14 protein-coding genes are annotated in these 18920 nt (G+C 51.8%); 5 read left to right on the forward strand and 9 right to left on the reverse strand.

Annotated features, from left to right (window positions below; translation table 11 throughout):
• Window positions 1-144 precede the first annotated feature (144 nt).
• The gene (gene cpxR / locus HED65_RS20985) at window positions 145-843 is read left to right on the forward strand and encodes an envelope stress response regulator transcription factor CpxR (protein WP_028018126.1); all 699 of its coding nucleotides are present in this window, start codon (window positions 145-147) and stop codon (window positions 841-843) included.
• Window positions 840-2213 carry an envelope stress sensor histidine kinase CpxA gene (cpxA, locus tag HED65_RS20990; protein ID WP_014072363.1) on the forward strand — a complete coding sequence of 458 codons (1374 nt, stop codon included), beginning with the start codon at window positions 840-842 and terminating at the stop codon, window positions 2211-2213. Before cpxR ends, cpxA begins: the two co-directional genes overlap by 4 nt.
• A gap of 44 nt (window positions 2214-2257) precedes the next feature.
• Here the strand turns inward: cpxA and HED65_RS20995 are convergent, their stop codons facing one another.
• The 7 genes from HED65_RS20995 to HED65_RS21025 form a co-directional block, all read right to left on the reverse strand.
• Window positions 2258-3508 carry an MFS transporter gene (locus HED65_RS20995; protein ID WP_114980053.1) on the reverse strand — a complete coding sequence of 417 codons (1251 nt, stop codon included), beginning with the start codon at window positions 3506-3508 and terminating at the stop codon, window positions 2258-2260.
• Between the two features lie 107 nt (window positions 3509-3615).
• The gene (locus HED65_RS21000; RefSeq protein WP_114980027.1) at window positions 3616-4581 is read right to left on the reverse strand and encodes a sugar phosphate isomerase/epimerase family protein; all 966 of its coding nucleotides are present in this window, start codon (window positions 4579-4581) and stop codon (window positions 3616-3618) included.
• An 8-nt stretch (window positions 4582-4589) separates the two neighbouring features.
• Window positions 4590-5294 carry a UTRA domain-containing protein gene (locus HED65_RS21005; protein WP_114980028.1) on the reverse strand — a complete coding sequence of 235 codons (705 nt, stop codon included), beginning with the start codon at window positions 5292-5294 and terminating at the stop codon, window positions 4590-4592.
• A gap of 184 nt (window positions 5295-5478) precedes the next feature.
• Complete coding sequence (gene yiiM, locus HED65_RS21010) at window positions 5479-6153, reverse strand: 6-hydroxyaminopurine reductase (protein WP_114980029.1); 675 nt, start codon at window positions 6151-6153, stop codon at window positions 5479-5481.
• Window positions 6154-6231: 78 nt separating this feature from the next.
• The gene (locus HED65_RS21015; RefSeq protein ID WP_114980030.1) at window positions 6232-11625 is read right to left on the reverse strand and encodes an Ig-like domain-containing protein; all 5394 of its coding nucleotides are present in this window, start codon (window positions 11623-11625) and stop codon (window positions 6232-6234) included.
• Between the two features lie 227 nt (window positions 11626-11852).
• Window positions 11853-12473 carry a superoxide dismutase [Mn] gene (gene sodA, locus HED65_RS21020; RefSeq protein WP_010436906.1) on the reverse strand — a complete coding sequence of 207 codons (621 nt, stop codon included), beginning with the start codon at window positions 12471-12473 and terminating at the stop codon, window positions 11853-11855.
• Between the two features lie 184 nt (window positions 12474-12657).
• Window positions 12658-13206 carry a helix-turn-helix domain-containing protein gene (locus HED65_RS21025; RefSeq protein ID WP_049004916.1) on the reverse strand — a complete coding sequence of 183 codons (549 nt, stop codon included), beginning with the start codon at window positions 13204-13206 and terminating at the stop codon, window positions 12658-12660.
• A gap of 102 nt (window positions 13207-13308) precedes the next feature.
• On the opposite strand from HED65_RS21025, the gene HED65_RS21030 reads away from it, so the two are divergent.
• Window positions 13309-13968 carry an AzlC family ABC transporter permease gene (locus HED65_RS21030; RefSeq protein ID WP_114980031.1) on the forward strand — a complete coding sequence of 220 codons (660 nt, stop codon included), beginning with the start codon at window positions 13309-13311 and terminating at the stop codon, window positions 13966-13968.
• Window positions 13968-14291, forward strand: coding sequence for an AzlD domain-containing protein (locus tag HED65_RS21035; RefSeq protein ID WP_114980032.1), 324 nt, complete (start codon window positions 13968-13970; stop codon window positions 14289-14291). The genes HED65_RS21030 and HED65_RS21035 overlap by 1 nt, the downstream gene beginning before the upstream one ends.
• Window positions 14292-14332: 41 nt before the next feature.
• Here the strand turns inward: HED65_RS21035 and HED65_RS21040 are convergent, their stop codons facing one another.
• Together HED65_RS21040 and fdhD are read right to left on the reverse strand one after the other, a co-directional pair.
• Window positions 14333-14545, reverse strand: coding sequence for a YdgH/BhsA/McbA family protein (locus HED65_RS21040; protein ID WP_114980033.1), 213 nt, complete (start codon window positions 14543-14545; stop codon window positions 14333-14335).
• 114 nt (window positions 14546-14659) lie between these two features.
• Window positions 14660-15496 carry a formate dehydrogenase accessory sulfurtransferase FdhD gene (gene fdhD, locus HED65_RS21045; protein WP_114980034.1) on the reverse strand — a complete coding sequence of 279 codons (837 nt, stop codon included), beginning with the start codon at window positions 15494-15496 and terminating at the stop codon, window positions 14660-14662.
• 372 nt (window positions 15497-15868) lie between these two features.
• Here fdhD and fdnG point away from each other — a divergent pair, with 372 nt between their 5' ends.
• The gene (gene fdnG / locus HED65_RS21050) at window positions 15869-18919 is read left to right on the forward strand and encodes a formate dehydrogenase-N subunit alpha (RefSeq protein WP_147279814.1); all 3051 of its coding nucleotides are present in this window, start codon (window positions 15869-15871) and stop codon (window positions 18917-18919) included.
• The last annotated feature ends 1 nt before the right edge of the window (window position 18920 follow it).

The raw sequence follows: 18920 nt of genomic DNA on the forward strand, positions 1-18920 counted from the left end.
CTCCCAAAATCTTTCGTGTCGCGATTCAACGAGAGACAGTCTACGATTCAGGCTGCAAACATGCGTCAGGGGGTGTAAAACAACGTAAAGTCATGGATTAGACAGCCTTGATGTCGTAATTTCTGCCTCGGAGGTATTTAAACAATGAATAAAATCCTGTTAGTTGATGATGACCGAGAGCTCACATCCCTTTTAAAGGAGTTGCTCGACATGGAAGGTTTCAACGTTCTGGTTGCCCATGATGGCGAGCAGGCGCTGAGTCTCCTTGACGACAGCATCGATTTACTTTTGCTCGACGTCATGATGCCGAAGAAAAACGGCATTGATACGCTGAAAGAGCTTCGCCAGACACACCAGACACCCGTCATTATGCTGACCGCACGCGGCAGTGAACTTGACCGTGTACTCGGCCTTGAGCTGGGTGCGGATGACTATTTACCGAAACCGTTCAACGACCGTGAACTGGTTGCCCGTATTCGCGCTATTCTGCGTCGTTCCCACTGGAGCGAGCAGCAGCAGAATACCGATAACAGCTCGCCGACGCTGGAAGTGGACTCCCTGAGCCTGAACCCGGGCCGCCAGGAAGCCAGCTTCGACGGCCAGGCGCTGGAATTGACTGGCACGGAGTTCACCCTGCTTTATCTGCTGGCGCAACATCTCGGCCAGGTGGTATCGCGTGAACATCTGAGCCAGGAAGTGCTGGGCAAACGTCTCACTCCGTTTGACCGCGCCATCGACATGCACATCTCTAACCTGCGCCGTAAGCTGCCGGAGCGTAAAGACGGTCATCCATGGTTTAAAACCCTGCGTGGTCGCGGTTATCTGATGGTCTCCGCTTCATGATAGGAAGCTTAACCGCCCGCATCTTCGCCATCTTCTGGCTGACGCTGGCACTGGTTTTAATGCTCGTACTGATGTTGCCAAAACTCGACTCACGCCAGATGACGGAGCTTCTCGACAGCGAGCAACGTCAGGGCGTGATGATCGAGCAGCACGTCGAAGCCGAGCTGGCAAATGACCCGCCAAACGATTTGATGTGGTGGCGCAGGCTGTTTCGCGCTATCGACAAGTGGGCACCACCCGGGCAGCGCCTGCTGCTGGTCACCAGTGAAGGCCGAGTGATTGGTGCCGATCGCAATGAAATGCAGATTATCCGTAACTTTATCGGTCAGGCTGATAACGCCGATCACCCCCAGAAGAAGAAATATGGCCGCGTTGAGATGGTGGGGCCTTTCTCTGTCAGGGACGGGGAGGATAATTATCAGCTCTACTTGATCCGTCCGGCGAGTAATTCCCAGTCTGATTTTATCAACCTGCTGTTTGACCGTCCTCTCCTGTTGCTGATTGTCACAATGCTGGTCAGCTCGCCGCTGCTGTTATGGCTGGCGTGGAGTCTGGCAAAACCGGCGCGTAAGTTGAAAAATGCCGCCGATGAAGTGGCGCAGGGCAACCTGAGACAGCATCCTGAGCTGGAATCCGGACCACAAGAGTTCCTTGCCGCAGGCGCCAGTTTCAACCAGATGGTGAGCGCGCTGGAGCGTATGATGACGGCGCAGCAACGGCTGCTTTCGGATATCTCGCACGAACTGCGTACCCCGCTAACACGGCTACAGCTTGGCACCGCCCTGCTCCGTCGTCGCAGTGGTGAGAGCAAAGAGCTGGAACGTATTGAAACGGAAGCGCATCGTCTGGACAGCATGATCAACGATCTGCTGGTGATGTCGCGCAATCAGCAGAAAAACGCGCTGGTCAGCGAGACGGTGAAAGCCAATCATCTGTGGCATGAAGTGTTAGACAACGCGGCCTTTGAAGCAGAACAGATGGGCAAATCGTTCACCGTCAACTTCCCGCCGGGGCCATGGCCGCTGTATGGTAACCCCAACACGCTGGAAAGCGCGCTGGAGAACATCGTACGTAACGCCCTGCGCTACTCGCATACGAAAATTGAGGTCGCCTTCTCGGTGGATAAAGACGGGATCACCGTCATCGTGGATGACGATGGCCCTGGTGTGAGTCCGGAAGACCGCGAGCAGATTTTCCGACCGTTCTACCGTACCGACGAGGCGCGTGACCGCGAATCTGGCGGCACGGGGCTAGGTCTGGCGATTGTTGAAACCGCTATGCAGCAGCACCGCGGTTGGGTGAAAGCCGACGACAGCCCACTGGGCGGATTGCGGTTAACCCTGTGGCTGCCACTGTATAAACGTTCCTGACCCCACGTCCCCCGATGTTGCATCGGGGGACGCTGTTCATGATCTTATGCCGCCTCACTGACTGACATAACTTTCTGTTTTTTGATGCGTTTCACCAGTAATGTCGAGCAAACAAATCCTGAAAGACTGAAAGCAATCATCACGCTGAAGACATAGTTGTATCCGGTGATCCCTTTAAAGTTATCCAGAATCCAGCCATAGAGTGTGTACGCAAACATCGCGGGCATATAGCCGATAATACAACCAAATGCCATTGCCGAACCGGCATACTGCCGTGGGGTTCCAATTTCATCCATCGGGGCAAAGAAGATGGCGCGCTGCGAGAAGATGATGGCACCAAACCCTAATGTTGCAACCATCCCGATGTAAACGTTCATCGACTGATGAGGGAGTTGCATAAACAACATCATCGCAACGGCAGAAATCAAGAACGTCCATTTCAGGTAGACCGTGGGAGACTTAGCCACTTTATCTGCCAGGAAACCGCCCACCGGCCCACCCACCATTTTGAGGGCATACTGATTAATGATCCCGTACGCCCCTACCAGCGCAACCGGGAGCATGTAGATGTCTTTCAGGAACGGGATGAAATAGGTCAAACCACAGTAAGCTGCATACACAAAGAAGATACCAAATGACGCTAACCAGACGTTCGGGCAGGTCAGTACATGCTTAATCCCTTTCAGGGTTTCAATGTTTGCGCTGCTTCCTTCCGCATTTTTGACATGATCATCATCAACGATGAAGTAGGTGATAACGCCGGCCATCAGGGTGATAATCGTGTAGTAGAGCAAACCAGCCTGCATCCCCGCTTTCCCTTCACCAAAGTGAACAAAGACAAACAGCGCGCCAGAAGCCACAATAACGTCCACCACACCACGTCCTGCTTCCAGAAGCCCGAACAACCGCCCCTGTTCTTCTTTTGTTCCTAACAGGCGAACGGCTTTTAATAATACTGGCCAGTAAACGACATCAGCAAAGAAGGCCATCGCCGCAAAGCAAATGAGATAGCCAGTGAAAGACGGTAGCGTGGATAAATAGAGACCACACAGCCCGACACCAATTAACCCGAAGGGCAGAAGGATCTTCTTAGAATAGCGGTCGGCAATATATAGAGAGAGAAAAAGCCCCGTGGTTTGTACAATCGTATATACCGTAAAACTGAGCCCTATTTGTGTGTTTGTCAGCCCCCAGTCACTTTGCATTGGTACATAAAAAACATCCTTCATGCTGGAAAGCTTAAATATCGTCCCACCACCTAATACCAAAAAGCACAGACGAGCCCATTTATTCATGAACATATTCGACACCCTCACTACAATTTTGAGAGAAAACCGTTCTGTAATATATAAGAATCCAGGCCATCCCTGAAAAAGGAAGCCATAAGACACTGTTAAATTAATTAAGCAGGTTGTTTTATATTTATAAACTTAGCGCACAAATTACGAATTAATTCAATTTGAGAAATAGCATACTCTTTTTCCTGTGCCAGACGAGCATCAACCAGTTCATTATCAGGAAGTGGTGTAAAACTTGCGTCACGCCACGGTATCCACGGGTTATCTCCTTCATCATCAAAACGAAATGCTGGCGCGTAATAATCAACCTCTTCTTCAAGACCAAAAGAAGTGACCTGGGCCTGGTCGTCACCCAACAATAAAAGTTCTCGCAACATCTTCTCTACAGGGAGATCACCGAGCCCTGTACGGCAGGCTTCATGCGCCCATCCTTTACCCTCTTTTATCACTCTGGCATCCTTGATATGAACCTGAGTGATGTAAGGCGACATAGTCCGTAACGCAGCCATTGGCTCTTCGTTCGCATTAATCATATTGCCAAAGTCAAAGAGTATTGAGAGGTTCTTCATACCACTGTTTTTTACCAGCGTAACCAGTTCATGTCCTTTGAGATCTTCATGCTGTTCAATCGTAAACTGGATACCGCTATTATCAAACTGCGCCAGATAAGCGATATCCTGCGCGATTTTTTCCAGTACTGAATTTAAATGCCCTTCATAACGTGGATAAAATCTGACAGAGGTAGCACCTGTGGCCTGCGCAATAGCAATAGCCTCATCCAGTGTCTTTTTATCTGACGCGCTGGTCTCAATATGAATATCCAGCCCGTATTGTTCGGCTTTCTTTTTAAAAGAGAGCAGCTGCTCTGGCCGCATATTTCTCAGTGAAAAGGATTCACCGTCTTCAACATGCACTTTCACACCCGATAAATGATTCTGATGTGCAATATCCAGTAAATCTTCAGGAAGAATTCTCTCGTAACGCATATTTAAATGAAAGGCATAGGCATGCAAATAAAGACGGATGTTTTTTGCACGCTCAGCGAGTTTTTCTCTGATAACGTTTTCCATAATTTTTCTCACTCATCACGAATAACCAGTTCGACGGATTCAAGTCTCCAGTACTCCAGATCCACCTGAACCACTTTTTTTTCAGAGGTGGCACGATGCTTCTCTACCAAAATACCGTACGTATTGGGTGCTACGCCCAACTCTTTGCAGGCAAGCTCAGGCATATTGACGGGTTTGAAAATCATCTCTTTGATGGTTAAGGCAAGCCCAAAATGTTCTTCCCAGACTTTAGAAAAAGCGTGATTTTCCAGCTTTGCCATAAAGCCCGGGGCGATTTCGGTATCAATCCAGGACTCATGGTAAAAAACTTTATGATCATCCAGTCCGCACCAGCCGGTAATCAGGCAGGGAGCCCCGGAAGAAGAAAAAGCTTTCTCAATATGACGAGGTACAGTATCGACAACGTCTTTGGTCAAATAACCCCAGGAAGGTTTTCGTCCCTGTGCACGCGCCTCCGCATTAAAACTGGAGAGCGATTTTGGGTTGTAGATGAATCGACGGGGAGAGATGAACCACCCGCTGCGGTTCTTGCGGAAAATGCGCGCCGCGACCTCAAGCTCAATTAAAACCTGCCTTAAGGTCATGCGTTTCGCATCAAGCAATTCGCACAATTCGCGCTCGGAGGGAAGTCTGGAGCCCGGCGGAAAATCATTAGCCGCTAGCCAACTTTCGAAGCGGTCCCTCAGGAGATCAACATAGTTTTTTTCTTTCATGTCTCGCAATCTGGTTTAAACCAATTTGAAGACACAATATTTGAGCGGAGAAAATTCTCAAGTTTTTTCGGCAGGCTGACGTTATTTTTGTGGGCCAGGTATCAAGTTCATGATTAGCGAGGACAGCGCCATAAAGGCGGTGTCCTCTTGATTCAGGCGGGCACTCTCGTTTTTGCGGAAACCGCTATTTCCCCCACAATCGCCGCGAATTGTCCTCGATCTTCCCACTTATACGCCGCTTCTGCATCGTTCTTGTCCAGCTCGTTGATAACCCCGCCGCCGACAGAAGGCGATGATACTGGTCGTCATCAAACGGCATATGCCAGGCTATTGCGCAGGCGTCGTACACCGAGACATCACTCAGGCGTGATGCCAGTTCCAGCGACGCGTCCGCAGAGACCTGCCCTGCCAGCACCACGCGATACAGCCAGCCGGTTTTGCCTGCCGTTTGCAGTTGGGCAGACATATCGCTGATGCCAAAATGGTAGTTAAGTTTGAAGCACGGTGAGCGCGGTTGCGTCACCTGAATCAGGGCATCGCCCCAGCGGTAGATATCACCGATAAAAACATTTCTCTCCGTCAGCCCTTCGGTGGAGAGGTTCTCGCCAAAGGCTGGTGCGACAAAGAGGTCTGCCTGCTCGGGGAATTCGGTTATCCAGTATTGATAGTGCTCGCGCGGATAGTGGCACAGCGCGCGCTCGGGCCCGCCATGGATTTTCTTCTCGGCCTGCTCGTCGCCCGCAAGCCCAAGCTCGGTTAACGTCAGCTCACCGTCGACCTGCACTTTGGCGATGGCGCTCGGGCGGCTACCGTCGTATTCCCTTACCTTGCCTGTAAATACATTCACCGGGTAATGCATTGCTGCTCCTTTCTGCAGAGACAAAAAAGCGAGCCATCAGACTCGCTTTTCCCTGGTATTTACGCAAGTTTTTTAGCGTTAGTACACTGTCAGATCCATCGTTAACCTGTATTCAAAGGCATAGCTGGTATGCCAGTCTTTACCCAGGAAGTGGACCAACCCGGTGTAATGTCCGGCAGGTAAATCCGGATTATCTGTGCGAGCATAAGTGAATTTAGCGCGCATACCGCTACCACCATTGCACCCAACAGCGGCGTTCAATGGCCTCTGAGAGCAGTCAGACTGTCGGTATCCTTTCAGATTAACGGAATACTGCTTGCCGCTACCATTCGTCAGGATCACCGGCGTTGACACAGCCGCATACCCGCTCGGTGCCCACGCCAGGGATGTCGGGCCATTGGTCGGCGCAACGGTAACAAAGCCCAGAGACGGATAGCCACCAATCGAGGCTGATGAATAGCTCGAACTGTTGCTATTAATCACCCATGTATCTTCTATGATGTTGATAAATTTCACACTGCTGTCAGACAATGTTGAACTGTTAACCAAGGCGCTAACAGTAGCCATCCCCACCCCATGACCCGAGAGCTTAACGGTCGCGATACCAGAGGCATTAGTTTTGGTACTGGCAGCCGATAGATTGTTCATCGTGGTCTGCCAGCTTATCGACGCATCCGGAACAAGGTTCTGGTTAACGTCTTTTACCACAACGGTGTATTTAGCTGAATCCATGCCGTTGCTCAGGGCAACCGATTTATCTGCGCTCAGTGACACCAGCCCAGCGGTTTTAACATCACCAACGAAACTCACTTTACCCGCGGAAAGCGACAGCCCCCTCGTCAGCAGTGTCGCCGTCATCACAACATCACCCGCTTTTGTTGTTGTGCCACTTACCGTCGCAATACCGTTCGCATCCGTCACACTACTGTTGCCTGATAACGTCATGGCGGCAGAATCGCTGCGCCAGTTCACCGTTACCCCCGGCAGGACATTACCATTGGCATCTTTGACCGTTGTCGACCAGGTAACACGCTCAGTGTTGTCCGCTACCGCTTTCGATTTATCCGCTTTGATAGTGGATAACATCGCGGTCTCTGTGTTACCGATGTAGTTTACCGTCAGTGTCTCTTGCGTATGGTTAATCCCTGCACCAATCCTCGTCGGCAACGCTGTACTGGCGGTGAATGTAATTTCGGCGATACCTTCGCTATTCGTCGTACTGCTATCAGCGGGCTGGAATTGGCCGCTTTCGTTATCCGTCCCCCAATGCGCAACGGCATCGCTAACCGGATGATCATCGTCATCCACCACGGTAGCCTGAAGCGTAATGACATCTTTACCGGCAACAATGTCCGCCGTCTTGCTGGCGACTATCTGTGACACGTGCTCTGTTGCGACATCAGCCACATAGCGTAACGTCGCTGAAGGTTTATTGACGCCATTGAACGTGGCAACCGCTCTGCAGGCAACGACATCAGCACTCGACAACGTGACAACTGACTGACCTGCGTCATCAGCTGTCTGCTCCGTTGCTGATAATTGATAATCACCCGCCGGCGTCACCTGCCAGCCCACATTTGCCTGGTGAACAGCATTGCCATACCGATCCTTAACCGTTGCGGTTAAGGTAATTTGATCCGTGCTGTTAGCCGCAGCGCTGGATTTATCCGCGACCACAGTAACCGGAATCGCGCTCTGGAGATCGGGCACAACGTTAAGCTGTAGGGCCTTCTCACTGTTATTACTGCTCTTTGCCGTAATCAGTGTCTCTTTTGCCAGTGTGCTGCTCCAGGTCACTGAAGATTTACCGTCGCTGTCTGTTGTACTGCTGCTTTGACTGAATACGCCATTCGGGTTATCGCCTGACCACAAAACTGTCGCCCCAGGTACCGGATGATTGCTGTTGTCCAGTACAGTTGCCGTTAAGGTCACGGTGTCATTGCCCGCAGCTATATCGCTGGTTTTATCCGCAACCAGAGTACGAATCGCGGCAGTTGTGGTATCAGCGGTAAACGACACGCTGTCAGAAGTTTCTTCATGCCCATTAACAGTCGCTTTCACACGATAATCCGCGACCAGGTCTGATTTCAGGGTAACCGACACATTTCCCCGGGCATCAGATTCACTCGTTGTCGAGGAAAGTACACCTGTCGCTGGCACCATAGACCAGACCGCCGTCTCACCGCTCACTGGATTACCGTTTGTATCCGTTACCGCGCCAGTAAACGTAATGCTGTCCATGCCGTTCGCCAGTGCGGTCGCTTTGCTTACAGAAAGGTCTCCAATCTGTGCTGTCGTGCTATCGGCAGTGAATGTCACCACTGGCGCATTCCAGGCGGATCCTGTTCCAGCCTGCGCGGTTAGGCTGACATCTGCGGCTTTTAGCGTTGTTACAGTGACTGATGCGGTGCCGTCTGCGCCTGTCCGGGACGTTGTTGAAGAAGGTTTCGCGAAAGAAGGTGTGACGTTCCAGTTTACATCCATTCCCTGAAGCGGATTGCCATTCGCATCCGTTACGGTTGCGGTATACGTCACCTTGTCTTTACCATCGGCCACTGCGGTTGTTTTATCCGTGGTCACCTGCGAAACCTTGCCAGTAGCCGTATCAGCAACAAAAGCCAACTCAGGCGAATTCACCGCGGTTCCCGTCGCAGTATTCACCGAGACAACAACCGTTCCTTGCTGCGTGGCGGTGAGTGTCACTGACCCCATACCGGATTCATTTGTCGCATTCTGCGATGCGCTCAACGTGCCTTGCCCCTGAACAATGGACCACTGCAACGCTGATGCAGGAACCGGATGATCGTTAGCATCGACGACTTCAGCCGTTAGCGTAATACGGTCGTTGTTATTGGCTGTCGCCTGAGATTTATCGACATTCAGCGTTTTCACCACTGCCGTTGCGCTATCCACGATAAAGCTCAGTGCAGGAGAGGTTTGCGTTTGTCCGCCCATCGTCGCCATCACTTCAAGCGTTTCAATATCTGCTGAAGTAACCTCAATGGTCGCTATCCCGAGCGCGTTAGTTTCAGTGGATGTCCCGGAAAGGCGGGCGGTTGCGCTACCCGCAGACCAGTCGACTGTCGCACCCTTCACTGGGTTTTTGTTGGCATCTTCCACTTTGACTTGAAGGGAGATCGCATCCTGCCCGTTCGCCAGCGCGCTGGTTTTACTGGCTGTGAGGGCACCGAGGGTCGCGCTTTCGCTATCGGCAACAAAGGTGAGTTTGTCGGAGGTGACGGTCTCGCTATTACCGGCAGTGGCGGAAACCACTCCCTGCCCGGCTTTTGCCGAGGCGATGGTGATCGTCGCAACCCCTTGTTCATTGGTGTTGCTCTGTTTATCCGCGAGATGTACCGACGTATTTGCAGAGTTTATCGCCCATTGCACAGGCTGATTAACCAGCGGGTGCCGGTTGGCATCTGTCACCACCGCGTTAAGCGTGATCGTATCCTGATTATCCGCTTTGGCGACGGTCTTATCCGCTTCAAGATGCGTCACGACGGCGGAACCGGCATCCGCGGTAAATTGCAGCGCAGAGCCTGTCATCGATTGGCCATTTTCCAGTTGCGCGTTGACCGTCAGGCGAACGACATCGTGACTGGTGACCGATACCGTTGCATTACCTTGTGCATCACTGCGGCTTTGCACTGCGGAGAAAACGGCGTGCGAGTTATCCCCTAGCCATTTAACCTGCGCACCTTGTACCGGTTCATTCGCCGCATTCACCACATGCGCCGTCAGCGTAATCGCATCCTGACCGTTCGCCAGTGCCGTGTTTTTTGATGCCTCCAGACGGTCAAAATGTTGAGAGTCGTCCATCGCATCAAGAGTGACCACAGTTTTATTCAGCTTCGTCGTATCGTACAACGGCTGGATTGTCACATCCCCCGGCACATTTCCGCTGGTGAACGTACTTACATACACCCCGGCAGACTGTTCCCTGAACGCTGTCATTTTCTCGCTAACCGGGTCTGCACTGAAGGTCTTTTTGCGTGCAGACGCACGGAGTAACTGGCTGCTCAGATGACGGGCAAGTCCCGTAATTTTCTGCCCGCCACCGGATGTGAGCGTCACCATGATTTGCGTGGTACTCACGCCATCGGCTGGCAAATGTGTATTTTCGGAAGTGGTATCGGAAGTGACCTGAGTGACATCAAATCCATTCACTGCCACGGTCATATACGCGGTATCAGATTTATTCCCCCGATTGTCATAAGCCGTTGCTGAAACCACATACCTATTTTTCTCAGCGCCATTTTGTTCATAGTGCGGTAATACAACAAACCAGGCGCCATTTTTTTCACTAATTTTCCCGCCATTTCTAACCAGATTATCGTCTTGCCAGACAATATGATCGACAGGGTATTTCGTCTTAACGCTCACAGTAACAGGCACTGTTTTTGATTCAACGCCTTCAATACGCTCAGGAAGCGAGAGCGAAATAAGCTCCTGCTTTCGGTATTCCAGCACAATATTATTATTACGATTAACCAGATCCATTCGACTGCCGAGTAATGTACGACGCTCTTTAACTTTTTCGGAGTCTAGCTGTGTTGCAATAGGTACACCCGGCATCCAGTTAACATTAAGTTCAACTTGTGTATCATTTTGATCACCCTTACCCATTTTTTGGTTAAGTCCAAATGAAATAAGGGGGAATGGGGTATAGTTAATTCCAGCAGTAACCGCATAAGGATTTTTTTGGCGGTCATCATCGTCATCACCAAACAATGCAACATCGTCGCCATAATATTGCTCCCAAACCAGTTTTGCACCAAGCTGAGGATGAACGGGTAAATACCCCTCTGTACGCACATCATAACCGTCTGCTACGCGCTCTTCGTAATCCTGATGCTCAGAGGAAGTTTTCCACCCGGAAAGGCGCTTATAACCGTTAGCACTGAGCTTTAAAAAATCCCAACCCAGTTCGCCGCCGACACCCATTCGCTGGTGCGTATTGCCGGATATTTGCTGGTCATAGAAGGCGTTAACCCCCCACATCCAGCTATCAGCAAAGTAACGATAACCAAGACCCACGTTGAAGAGGTTACGGTCATCTTCGCGTCGTCCACCCAGTTGTGTGAATAATAGATTGCCGCCTTTATCATCATACAGCGGGAGCAGCAGATCCAGATTCGCACTCTCCAGCGAGAAGTTCTGATCAAGGCCAATATTCACACTGGCCGTGCCAAATTGTTGCAACCACTGTTGAATTTCATTTGTGGCTTTACCTGAACCACTATTAATTAATGAGTTTATAATAGCGTCACTTTTATTATCCTGACTTAATAATGCCCCGGCACCAGAGAGCACCCCGGCAATATTATTTTCACCACTCTTTGTATTGATTTCTACGTTCTGATTTGTTTCAGCATGTGCAGGAAACGAAAACAAGAAGGCATTACAAAACGTGAAGTGCAGATAAAAAAACACCTGCAAACATATTGTTAGCTTTTTATTAACATGCATGAGAATTGACCTGAAAAAGGTGAAAACTAAAGCGTTATCGACTGTCAGCCAGAATATTTTTCAGGTCGAATTATATTCATGCAGATAAATCTCAGATGCTGATATTTTCTTAATTAGAATTTAAGTAAAAATAATCTGATGTGTTGCGAGGAAAAAAGTTTGAAAAAAGCCTGGTGAAATTAACCAGGCTTCATATAAGAATTAACGGGTAATGCCGATATCAGGGATTATTTTTTAGCAGCAAAACGTGCAGCTGCTTCGTCCCAGTTAACAACGTCCCAGAACGCTTTGATGTAGTCCGGTCGACGGTTCTGGAATTTCAGGTAGTAAGCGTGTTCCCACACGTCCAGGCCCACGATTGGGAAACCGGATGCGCCAGAAATGGCTTCACCCATCAGCGGGGAATCCTGGTTGGCCGTTGAAACTACCGCCAGTTTGTCACCTTTCAGTACCAGCCACGCCCAGCCAGAACCGAAACGCGTTGCAGCCGCTTTTTCGAATTCCGCTTTGAAGTTGTCAACGGAACCGAAATCACGCTCGATCGCCGCTTTCAGGTCACCCTGCAGGGTAGTACCGGTTTTCAGGCCTTTCCAGAACAGGCTGTGGTTCGCATGACCACCTGCGTTGTTACGCAGAACGGTTTTCTTGTCCGCTGGCAGTTGATCCAGTTTGGTGATCAGCTCTTCAGCAGACAGGTTAGCGAACTCTGGCAGGCTTTCCAGCGCCGCATTCGCGTTGTTCACATAGGTCTGGTGGTGTTTAGTGTGATGGATTTCCATCGTCTGCTTGTCGAAATGCGGTTCCAGTGCGTCGTAGGCATACGGCAGGGATGGCAGTGTATAACTCATAATCCTCTCCATTAGTGTCGGGCGGCACAGCTGTTAATGCCGCGTAAGCAGTTGGTTCATTATAGTTAATTAAATGATATTGAAAATGATTATCAATGCCGTAATTTTTATAAGGTTATTTGCTTTTGAGTAATGGAGAAATTGTTACTTTTATCATTGGGTTAACACGGAATTGCTCGGCAATTTAATTCTGTTCCGCCACCAGCAGCGCATACGTGTCTGGCTCCAGGGCTTTAAAGATGTGCGGACGATCAGCGGGATAGCAGATGTAATCCCCCGCATTCAGCTCTTCCGCCGCGTCAATCAGGCCGACCAGTGCCCGCCCCTGTGTCACGATAATATGCTCTACCGAGCCAGGCGGATGCGGCTGAGAGAGTCGGTCTGCACCCGGTTGAGTCATCAGAAGGTAAACATCGCGGCGCGCACCCGGTGGACACGCCGCCAGTAAAATGGCTTCATAGTTAGCCTGCCCGGCGACCACTTTGGTCCCTTCACCGCGGCGAATCACCTGCGTGGTCGGTTGTTGTGGCTCCAGTAAACGGGCGAAAGGAATATCCAGCGCCACACAAAGCGACCACAACGTCTCCAGACTCGGGTTGCCATTGCCAGACTCCAGCTGGGACAGGGTGGATTTAGCGATCCCGGCACGGCGGGCAATTTCCGCCAGTGAAAGTCCGGTTCGCTGGCGTTCTCGCACCAGACTTTTGGCGATTACGCTAATTGGCTGCGTCATATAACGGCCTCTTGTTCTATAAATCGAACGAATCGTTCGTCTTGAAAAGCTGTTCTGTTGCGTTCATTATAATGGATACACGTTCGATATGGCTAAAATTGTATGAAGCATCATCTCTCTTGCCTCAAAGGCGACACGATAAAAGCAATCATCCTGGTTTGTCTCGCCGTTGGTGTGGTCGGGATGTCATACGGCTCGCTGGCGATAGCCTACGGTTTTCCTGTCTGGGTACCGTTTGTGCTTTCCATTACCGTACTCGCGGGTGCGTCCGAATTTATGTTTATCGGCATTGTCGCGAGCGGAGGTAACCCTCTGGCGGCTGCGGCTGCCGGGTTGCTGGTGAACGCCCGCCATGTGCCGTTTGGCGTCACGGTACGTGAACTGGTCGGCAAACGTGGTTTGAGTTTTTTGGGCTGTCACATCATGAACGATGAAAGCGTGGTGTTCGGCCTGTCGCAAAAAACGCCCGAACAGCGTAAAGCCGCCTACTGGTTATGTGGTTTAGGTGTGGCGATTATCTGGCCGCAGGGAGCCCTGCTGGGTGCCATGGTCGGTAAACTTCTGCCTGACCCAGAAACCATCGGGCTGGATGCGGTGTTCCCGGCCATTTTACTGGCGTTAGTGGTTCCTGCTTTTAAAAACCGCACCACGCTGATCCGTGCCTGCAGCGGCGCAGTGTTGTCGCTGGCTGCCGTACCGTTTGCTCCGGTCGGTTTGCCGGTTCTGCTGTCTTTACTGGGCCTGGCGGCGAGGAAAAAATAATGGGAAACATGACATTCTTTATTCTGGGTATCGCCATCTTATCGGCAGGGACGTATCTGATGCGTCTGGGTGGCGCAAAGCTCGGCAGCAGGCTGGCACTGTCGGAGCGTTCACAGTCGCTGCTTTCTGACGCGGCAACGGTTTTACTCTTTTCCGTGGCGCTGGCGACAACCTTTTATGAAGGGGAACATTTTGCAGGTATGGCTCGCGTTCTGGGCGTGTCGTTTGCCGTATTTCTGGCCTGGCGCAAAATGCCGTTAATTGTGGTGATCATTGCGGCGGCAGTGGTGACGGCGCTGCTGCGCCTGGCGGGGATCCAATAAAAAAAGCGCCCCGGGGGCGCTCTTTCGACGGTAAAGCGGAATTATTTGTTCAGTTCAGCCGTCATGTGTACGCGATTACCAGAGAATGCCTGAGTAATTTTGTAAGATGACGCGCCAGCGTCCTGAGCCTGTGCAGCGATTTTTGCTTCTGCGCCGTCAATGGTAGAGGCAGTTGCGGTCACAGTCTGTGCTGCGAAAGAACCGAAAGAAGCAGCCAGAGCGATTACAGCGACAAAAGTTTTGATGCTTTTCATGATTTAAACCCTTTCGTTAAGTTGTTTAGGTAAGGCGTTGTGCCTTGATGAGATAAATACTAGACCTCATCACCAACAACTAAAAGCGGAAGGATTTGCTAATATCATTCAAAATTACTGATCAACAATTAAGCGCTGAGGATGAGTATAAATCGTCGCTTTTCCCGGCTTGCAGAACCCTACCAGTGTCAGGTTACAGCGCTCGGCCACTTCCACTGCCAGCGTGGTCGCCGCCGACACGGCAAATAGAATTTCGACTCCACACATCGCGGACTTCTGCACCATCTCGTAGCTTGCCCGACTGGACACCAGCGCAGCACCTTGCTGCCAGACGTCGTTTTCACGCGCACGTCGACCGAGCAGCTTATCCAGCGCCACGTGGCGACCCACATCCTCATGCCCGCCAGCAATCTCACCTGATGGCAGCACCCAGGCTGCAGCGTGTGTACAGCCGCTCAGTTGACCAATGGGCTGAACGTCGTTGAGATGTTCAAGCGCATGGTCGAGATACGCCAGATTAAAGGTCTGAGTAAACGGCAGAGGCGTAACAGGCTTACCGATATCGTTGAGTTGCTCAACGCCGCAGACACCGCAACCGGTGCGCCCGGCCAGCGCACGTCGACGCTCTTTCAGCCCCATAAAGCGGCGGCTCGAGAGTTCAATTTGCACTTCAAGGCCATTGCAGGCCTGAACCACGTCCATGCCGTAGATCTCCTGCGGGTGTTCAATAATGCCTTCCGAGAGAGAAAAACCAATGGCGAACAGCTCGAGATCTTTCGGCGAGGCCATCATCACCACATGCGAAATACCGTTGTAAACCAGGGCAACGGGAACTTCCTCGGCCAGAAAATCGGGCGTGGCGTGAGTGATGTGGGGCGGCCTGTGCACCGACAATTCCACAATGCCCGCAGGCAATGACGACGAGTGAGGAGCACGGTTTTGTTTAGACACAGCGGTATTCCTGAACAACCACGAAGGTGAGCCTGCTATTGCAACATAAACCGCAGGTCTTATGCATAGTATGGATCAACTTTTCAACAACCATTCTCCTACTCATTTCGGAGGGGTGCAACCCGACACCCGCTACACGGCTTTAACATGTCGAGCTTCCAGCGTGATCAGTATCACACTTTATAATCAGCAAGGTGATAATACGTTCACTTTGTTTTAACGCCATGAGAACAGGCATACCGACATTGTGGTATTCTTATGATATCCCTCGTGGAATTGAGGGATTAACGCAAATTTTTCTCCTTTGCGGTCATTCTTTAGCCGCGAAGTCAAAACACCATATATAAGCAATGTCGAAACAAGGAGTGACCCATGCAGGTCAGCAGAAGGCAGTTCTTTAAGATCTGCGCTGGCGGTATGGCAGGCACCACGGCAGCGGCACTGGGCTTTGCGCCCGGCGTAGCGCTGGCGGAAACGCGGCAGTACAAACTGCTGCGCACCCGTGAAACCCGTAATACCTGTACGTACTGCTCTGTCGGTTGCGGGCTGTTGATGTATAGCCTCGGCGACGGTGCTAAAAACGCCAAAGCGTCTATTTTCCATATTGAAGGCGACCCGGATCATCCGGTCAACCGCGGCGCGTTGTGCCCGAAAGGGGCCGGTCTGGTGGACTTTATCCACTCTGAAAGCCGCCTCAAATTCCCTGAATATCGCGCGCCTGGCTCCGACAAATGGCAGCAAATTAGCTGGGAAGAAGCGTTTGACCGCATCGCAAAACATATTAAAGAAGATCGCGATGCTAACTTTGTTGAGAAGAACGCCGACGGCGTCACGGTCAACCGCTGGCTCTCCACCGGGATGCTGTGTGCCTCTGCTTCCAGCAACGAAACCGGTTATTTAACCCAGAAATTTACGCGTGCACTCGGTATGCTCGCGGTCGACAACCAGGCGCGTGTCTGACACGGACCAACGGTAGCAAGTCTTGCTCCAACATTTGGTCGCGGTGCGATGACCAACCACTGGGTCGACATCAAGAACGCCAACCTCATTGTGGTGATGGGCGGTAACGCCGCTGAAGCGCACCCTGTCGGGTTCCGCTGGGCGATGGAAGCCAAAATCCACAACGGCGCAAAATTGATTGTTATCGATCCCCGCTTTACGCGTACTGCGTCAGTGGCGGATTTCTACACCCCTATTCGTTCAGGTACTGACATCACTTTCCTGTCAGGCGTATTGCTGTACCTGATGACCAACGAAAAATATAACCGCGAATACACCGAAGCCTATACCAACGCCAGCCTGATCGTGCGTGAGGATTACCACTTCGAAGATGGCCTGTTCAGCGGTTACGACGCCGAAAAACGCAAATACGACAAAACCAGCTGGAACTACGAGCTGGATGAGAAAGGCTTTGCGAAACGCGACACCACGCTGCAACACCCGCGGTGCGTATGGAACCTGCTGAAAGAGCACGTTTCCCGTTATACGCCGGACGTTGTCGAAAACATCTGCGGTACGCCGAAAGCGGACTTCCTGAAAGTCTGCGAGTTGATCGCCGAAACCAGCGCGAAAGATAAAACTGCGTCGTTCCTGTATGCACTCGGCTGGACGCAACACTCTATCGGTGCGCAGAACATCCGTACCATGGCGATGGTTCAGCTGCTGCTCGGCAACATGGGGATGGCAGGCGGCGGCGTGAACGCCCTGCGCGGTCACTCCAACATTCAGGGTCTGACCGACCTGGGTCTTCTGTCTCAAAGCCTGCCAGGCTATATGAGCCTGCCAAGCGAGAAACAGCCTGACCTGCAAACCTACCTGACGGCCAGCACACCTAAACCGCTGCTTGAAGGCCAGGTGAACTACTGGGGCAACTATCCGAAGTTCTTCGTCTCCATGATGAAAGCCTTCTTCGGAGACAAAGCGACAGCGGAAAACAGCTGGGGCTTTGACTGGCTGCCGAAGTGGGACAAAGGTTACGACGTTCTGCAGTATTTCGAGATGATGCACCAGGGCAAAGTGAACGGCTATCTGTGCCAGGGCTTTAACCCGGTTGCCTCGTTCCCGAACAAGAACAAGGTTGTTGAGTCGCTGTCGAAACTGAAATTCCTGGTGACGATTGACCCGCTTAATACCGAAACCTCGACCTTCTGGCAGAACCATGGTGAATCGAACGATGTCGATCCATCGAAGATTCAGACCGAAGTGTTCCGTCTGCCATCGACCTGCTTCGCGGAAGAGAACGGTTCTATCGTTAACTCCGGACGCTGGCTGCAGTGGCACTGGAAAGGCGCGGACGCCCCGGGCATCGCCATGAACGACGGCGAGATCCTGGCAGGTATCTTCTTACGCCTGCGTAAAATGTATGCGGCTGAAGGCGGCGCGAACCCGGAACCCGTTCTGAACATGAGCTGGAACTACTCGACGCCGGAAAACCCAGCGCCGGAAGAAGTAGCAATGGAAAGCAACGGTAAAGCGCTGGCGGATGTTATCGACCCGGCCACCGGTACCGTGCTGGCGAAGAAAGGCGATCAGCTCAGCACCTTCGCGCACCTGCGTGATGACGGCACCACCTCAAGTGGTTGCTGGATCTTTGCCGGTAGCTGGACGCCGAAAGGCAACCAGATGGCCAACCGCGACAACGCCGACCCATCGGGCCTTGGCAATACGCTGGGTTGGGCATGGGCATGGCCGCTGAACCGTCGCATTCTCTATAACCGTGCCTCCGCTGACCCGCAGGGTAACCCATGGGATCCGAAGCGTCAGCTTCTGAAGTGGGACGGTGCGAAATGGGGCGGTGTAGATATTCCGGACTACAGCACTGCTGCACCTGGCAGCGATGTCGGGCCGTTTATCATGCAGCCTGAAGGGATGGGACGTCTGTTTGCTATCGATAAGATGGCGGAAGGGCCGTTCCCGGAACACTACGAGCCGTTTGAGACGCCGCTGGGCACCAACCCGCTGCACCCGAACGTGGTCTCTAACCCGGCAGCCCGTATCTTCAAGGGCGATTTTGAAGCGCTGGGTAAAAAGGACAAGTTCCCGTACGTGGGCACCACTTACCGTCTGACTGAGCATTTCCACTACTGGACCAAGCACGCGCTGCTTAACGCCATCGCGCAACCGGAACAGTTTGTGGAGATTGGTGAAAAACTGGCGAACAAGCTCGGCATTGCTCATGGCGATACCGTGAAAGTCTCCTCTAACCGCGGTTATATCAAAGCCAAGGCGGTGGTGACCAAGCGTATTCGCACGCTCAACGTTCACGGTCAGCAGGTGGATACCATCGGTATTCCAATTCACTGGGGTTATGAGGGCGTGGCGAAGAAAGGGTTCATTGCGAACACTCTGACGCCATTCGTCGGCGATGCGAACACGCAGACGCCGGAGTTTAAGGCCTTCCTCGTGAACGTGGAAAAGGTGTAAC

This window comes from Pantoea sp. LS15, assembly GCF_012241585.1.
Classification (GTDB): Bacteria; Pseudomonadota; Gammaproteobacteria; order Enterobacterales; family Enterobacteriaceae; genus Enterobacter.

Coding starts and splice junctions, on each gene's coding strand:
- cpxR (WP_028018126.1), top strand. CDS start 145: ATGAATAAAATCCTGTTAGTTGATGATGACCGAGAGCTCACATCCCTT.
- cpxA (WP_014072363.1), top strand. CDS start 840: ATGATAGGAAGCTTAACCGCCCGCATCTTCGCCATCTTCTGGCTGACG.
- HED65_RS20995 (WP_114980053.1), bottom strand. CDS start 3,508: ATGAATAAATGGGCTCGTCTGTGCTTTTTGGTATTAGGTGGTGGGACG.
- HED65_RS21000 (WP_114980027.1), bottom strand. CDS start 4,581: ATGGAAAACGTTATCAGAGAAAAACTCGCTGAGCGTGCAAAAAACATC.
- HED65_RS21005 (WP_114980028.1), bottom strand. CDS start 5,294: ATGAAAGAAAAAAACTATGTTGATCTCCTGAGGGACCGCTTCGAAAGT.
- yiiM (WP_114980029.1), bottom strand. CDS start 6,153: ATGCATTACCCGGTGAATGTATTTACAGGCAAGGTAAGGGAATACGAC.
- HED65_RS21015 (WP_114980030.1), bottom strand. CDS start 11,625: ATGCATGTTAATAAAAAGCTAACAATATGTTTGCAGGTGTTTTTTTAT.
- sodA (WP_010436906.1), bottom strand. CDS start 12,473: ATGAGTTATACACTGCCATCCCTGCCGTATGCCTACGACGCACTGGAA.
- HED65_RS21025 (WP_049004916.1), bottom strand. CDS start 13,206: ATGACGCAGCCAATTAGCGTAATCGCCAAAAGTCTGGTGCGAGAACGC.
- HED65_RS21030 (WP_114980031.1), top strand. CDS start 13,309: ATGAAGCATCATCTCTCTTGCCTCAAAGGCGACACGATAAAAGCAATC.
- HED65_RS21035 (WP_114980032.1), top strand. CDS start 13,968: ATGGGAAACATGACATTCTTTATTCTGGGTATCGCCATCTTATCGGCA.
- HED65_RS21040 (WP_114980033.1), bottom strand. CDS start 14,545: ATGAAAAGCATCAAAACTTTTGTCGCTGTAATCGCTCTGGCTGCTTCT.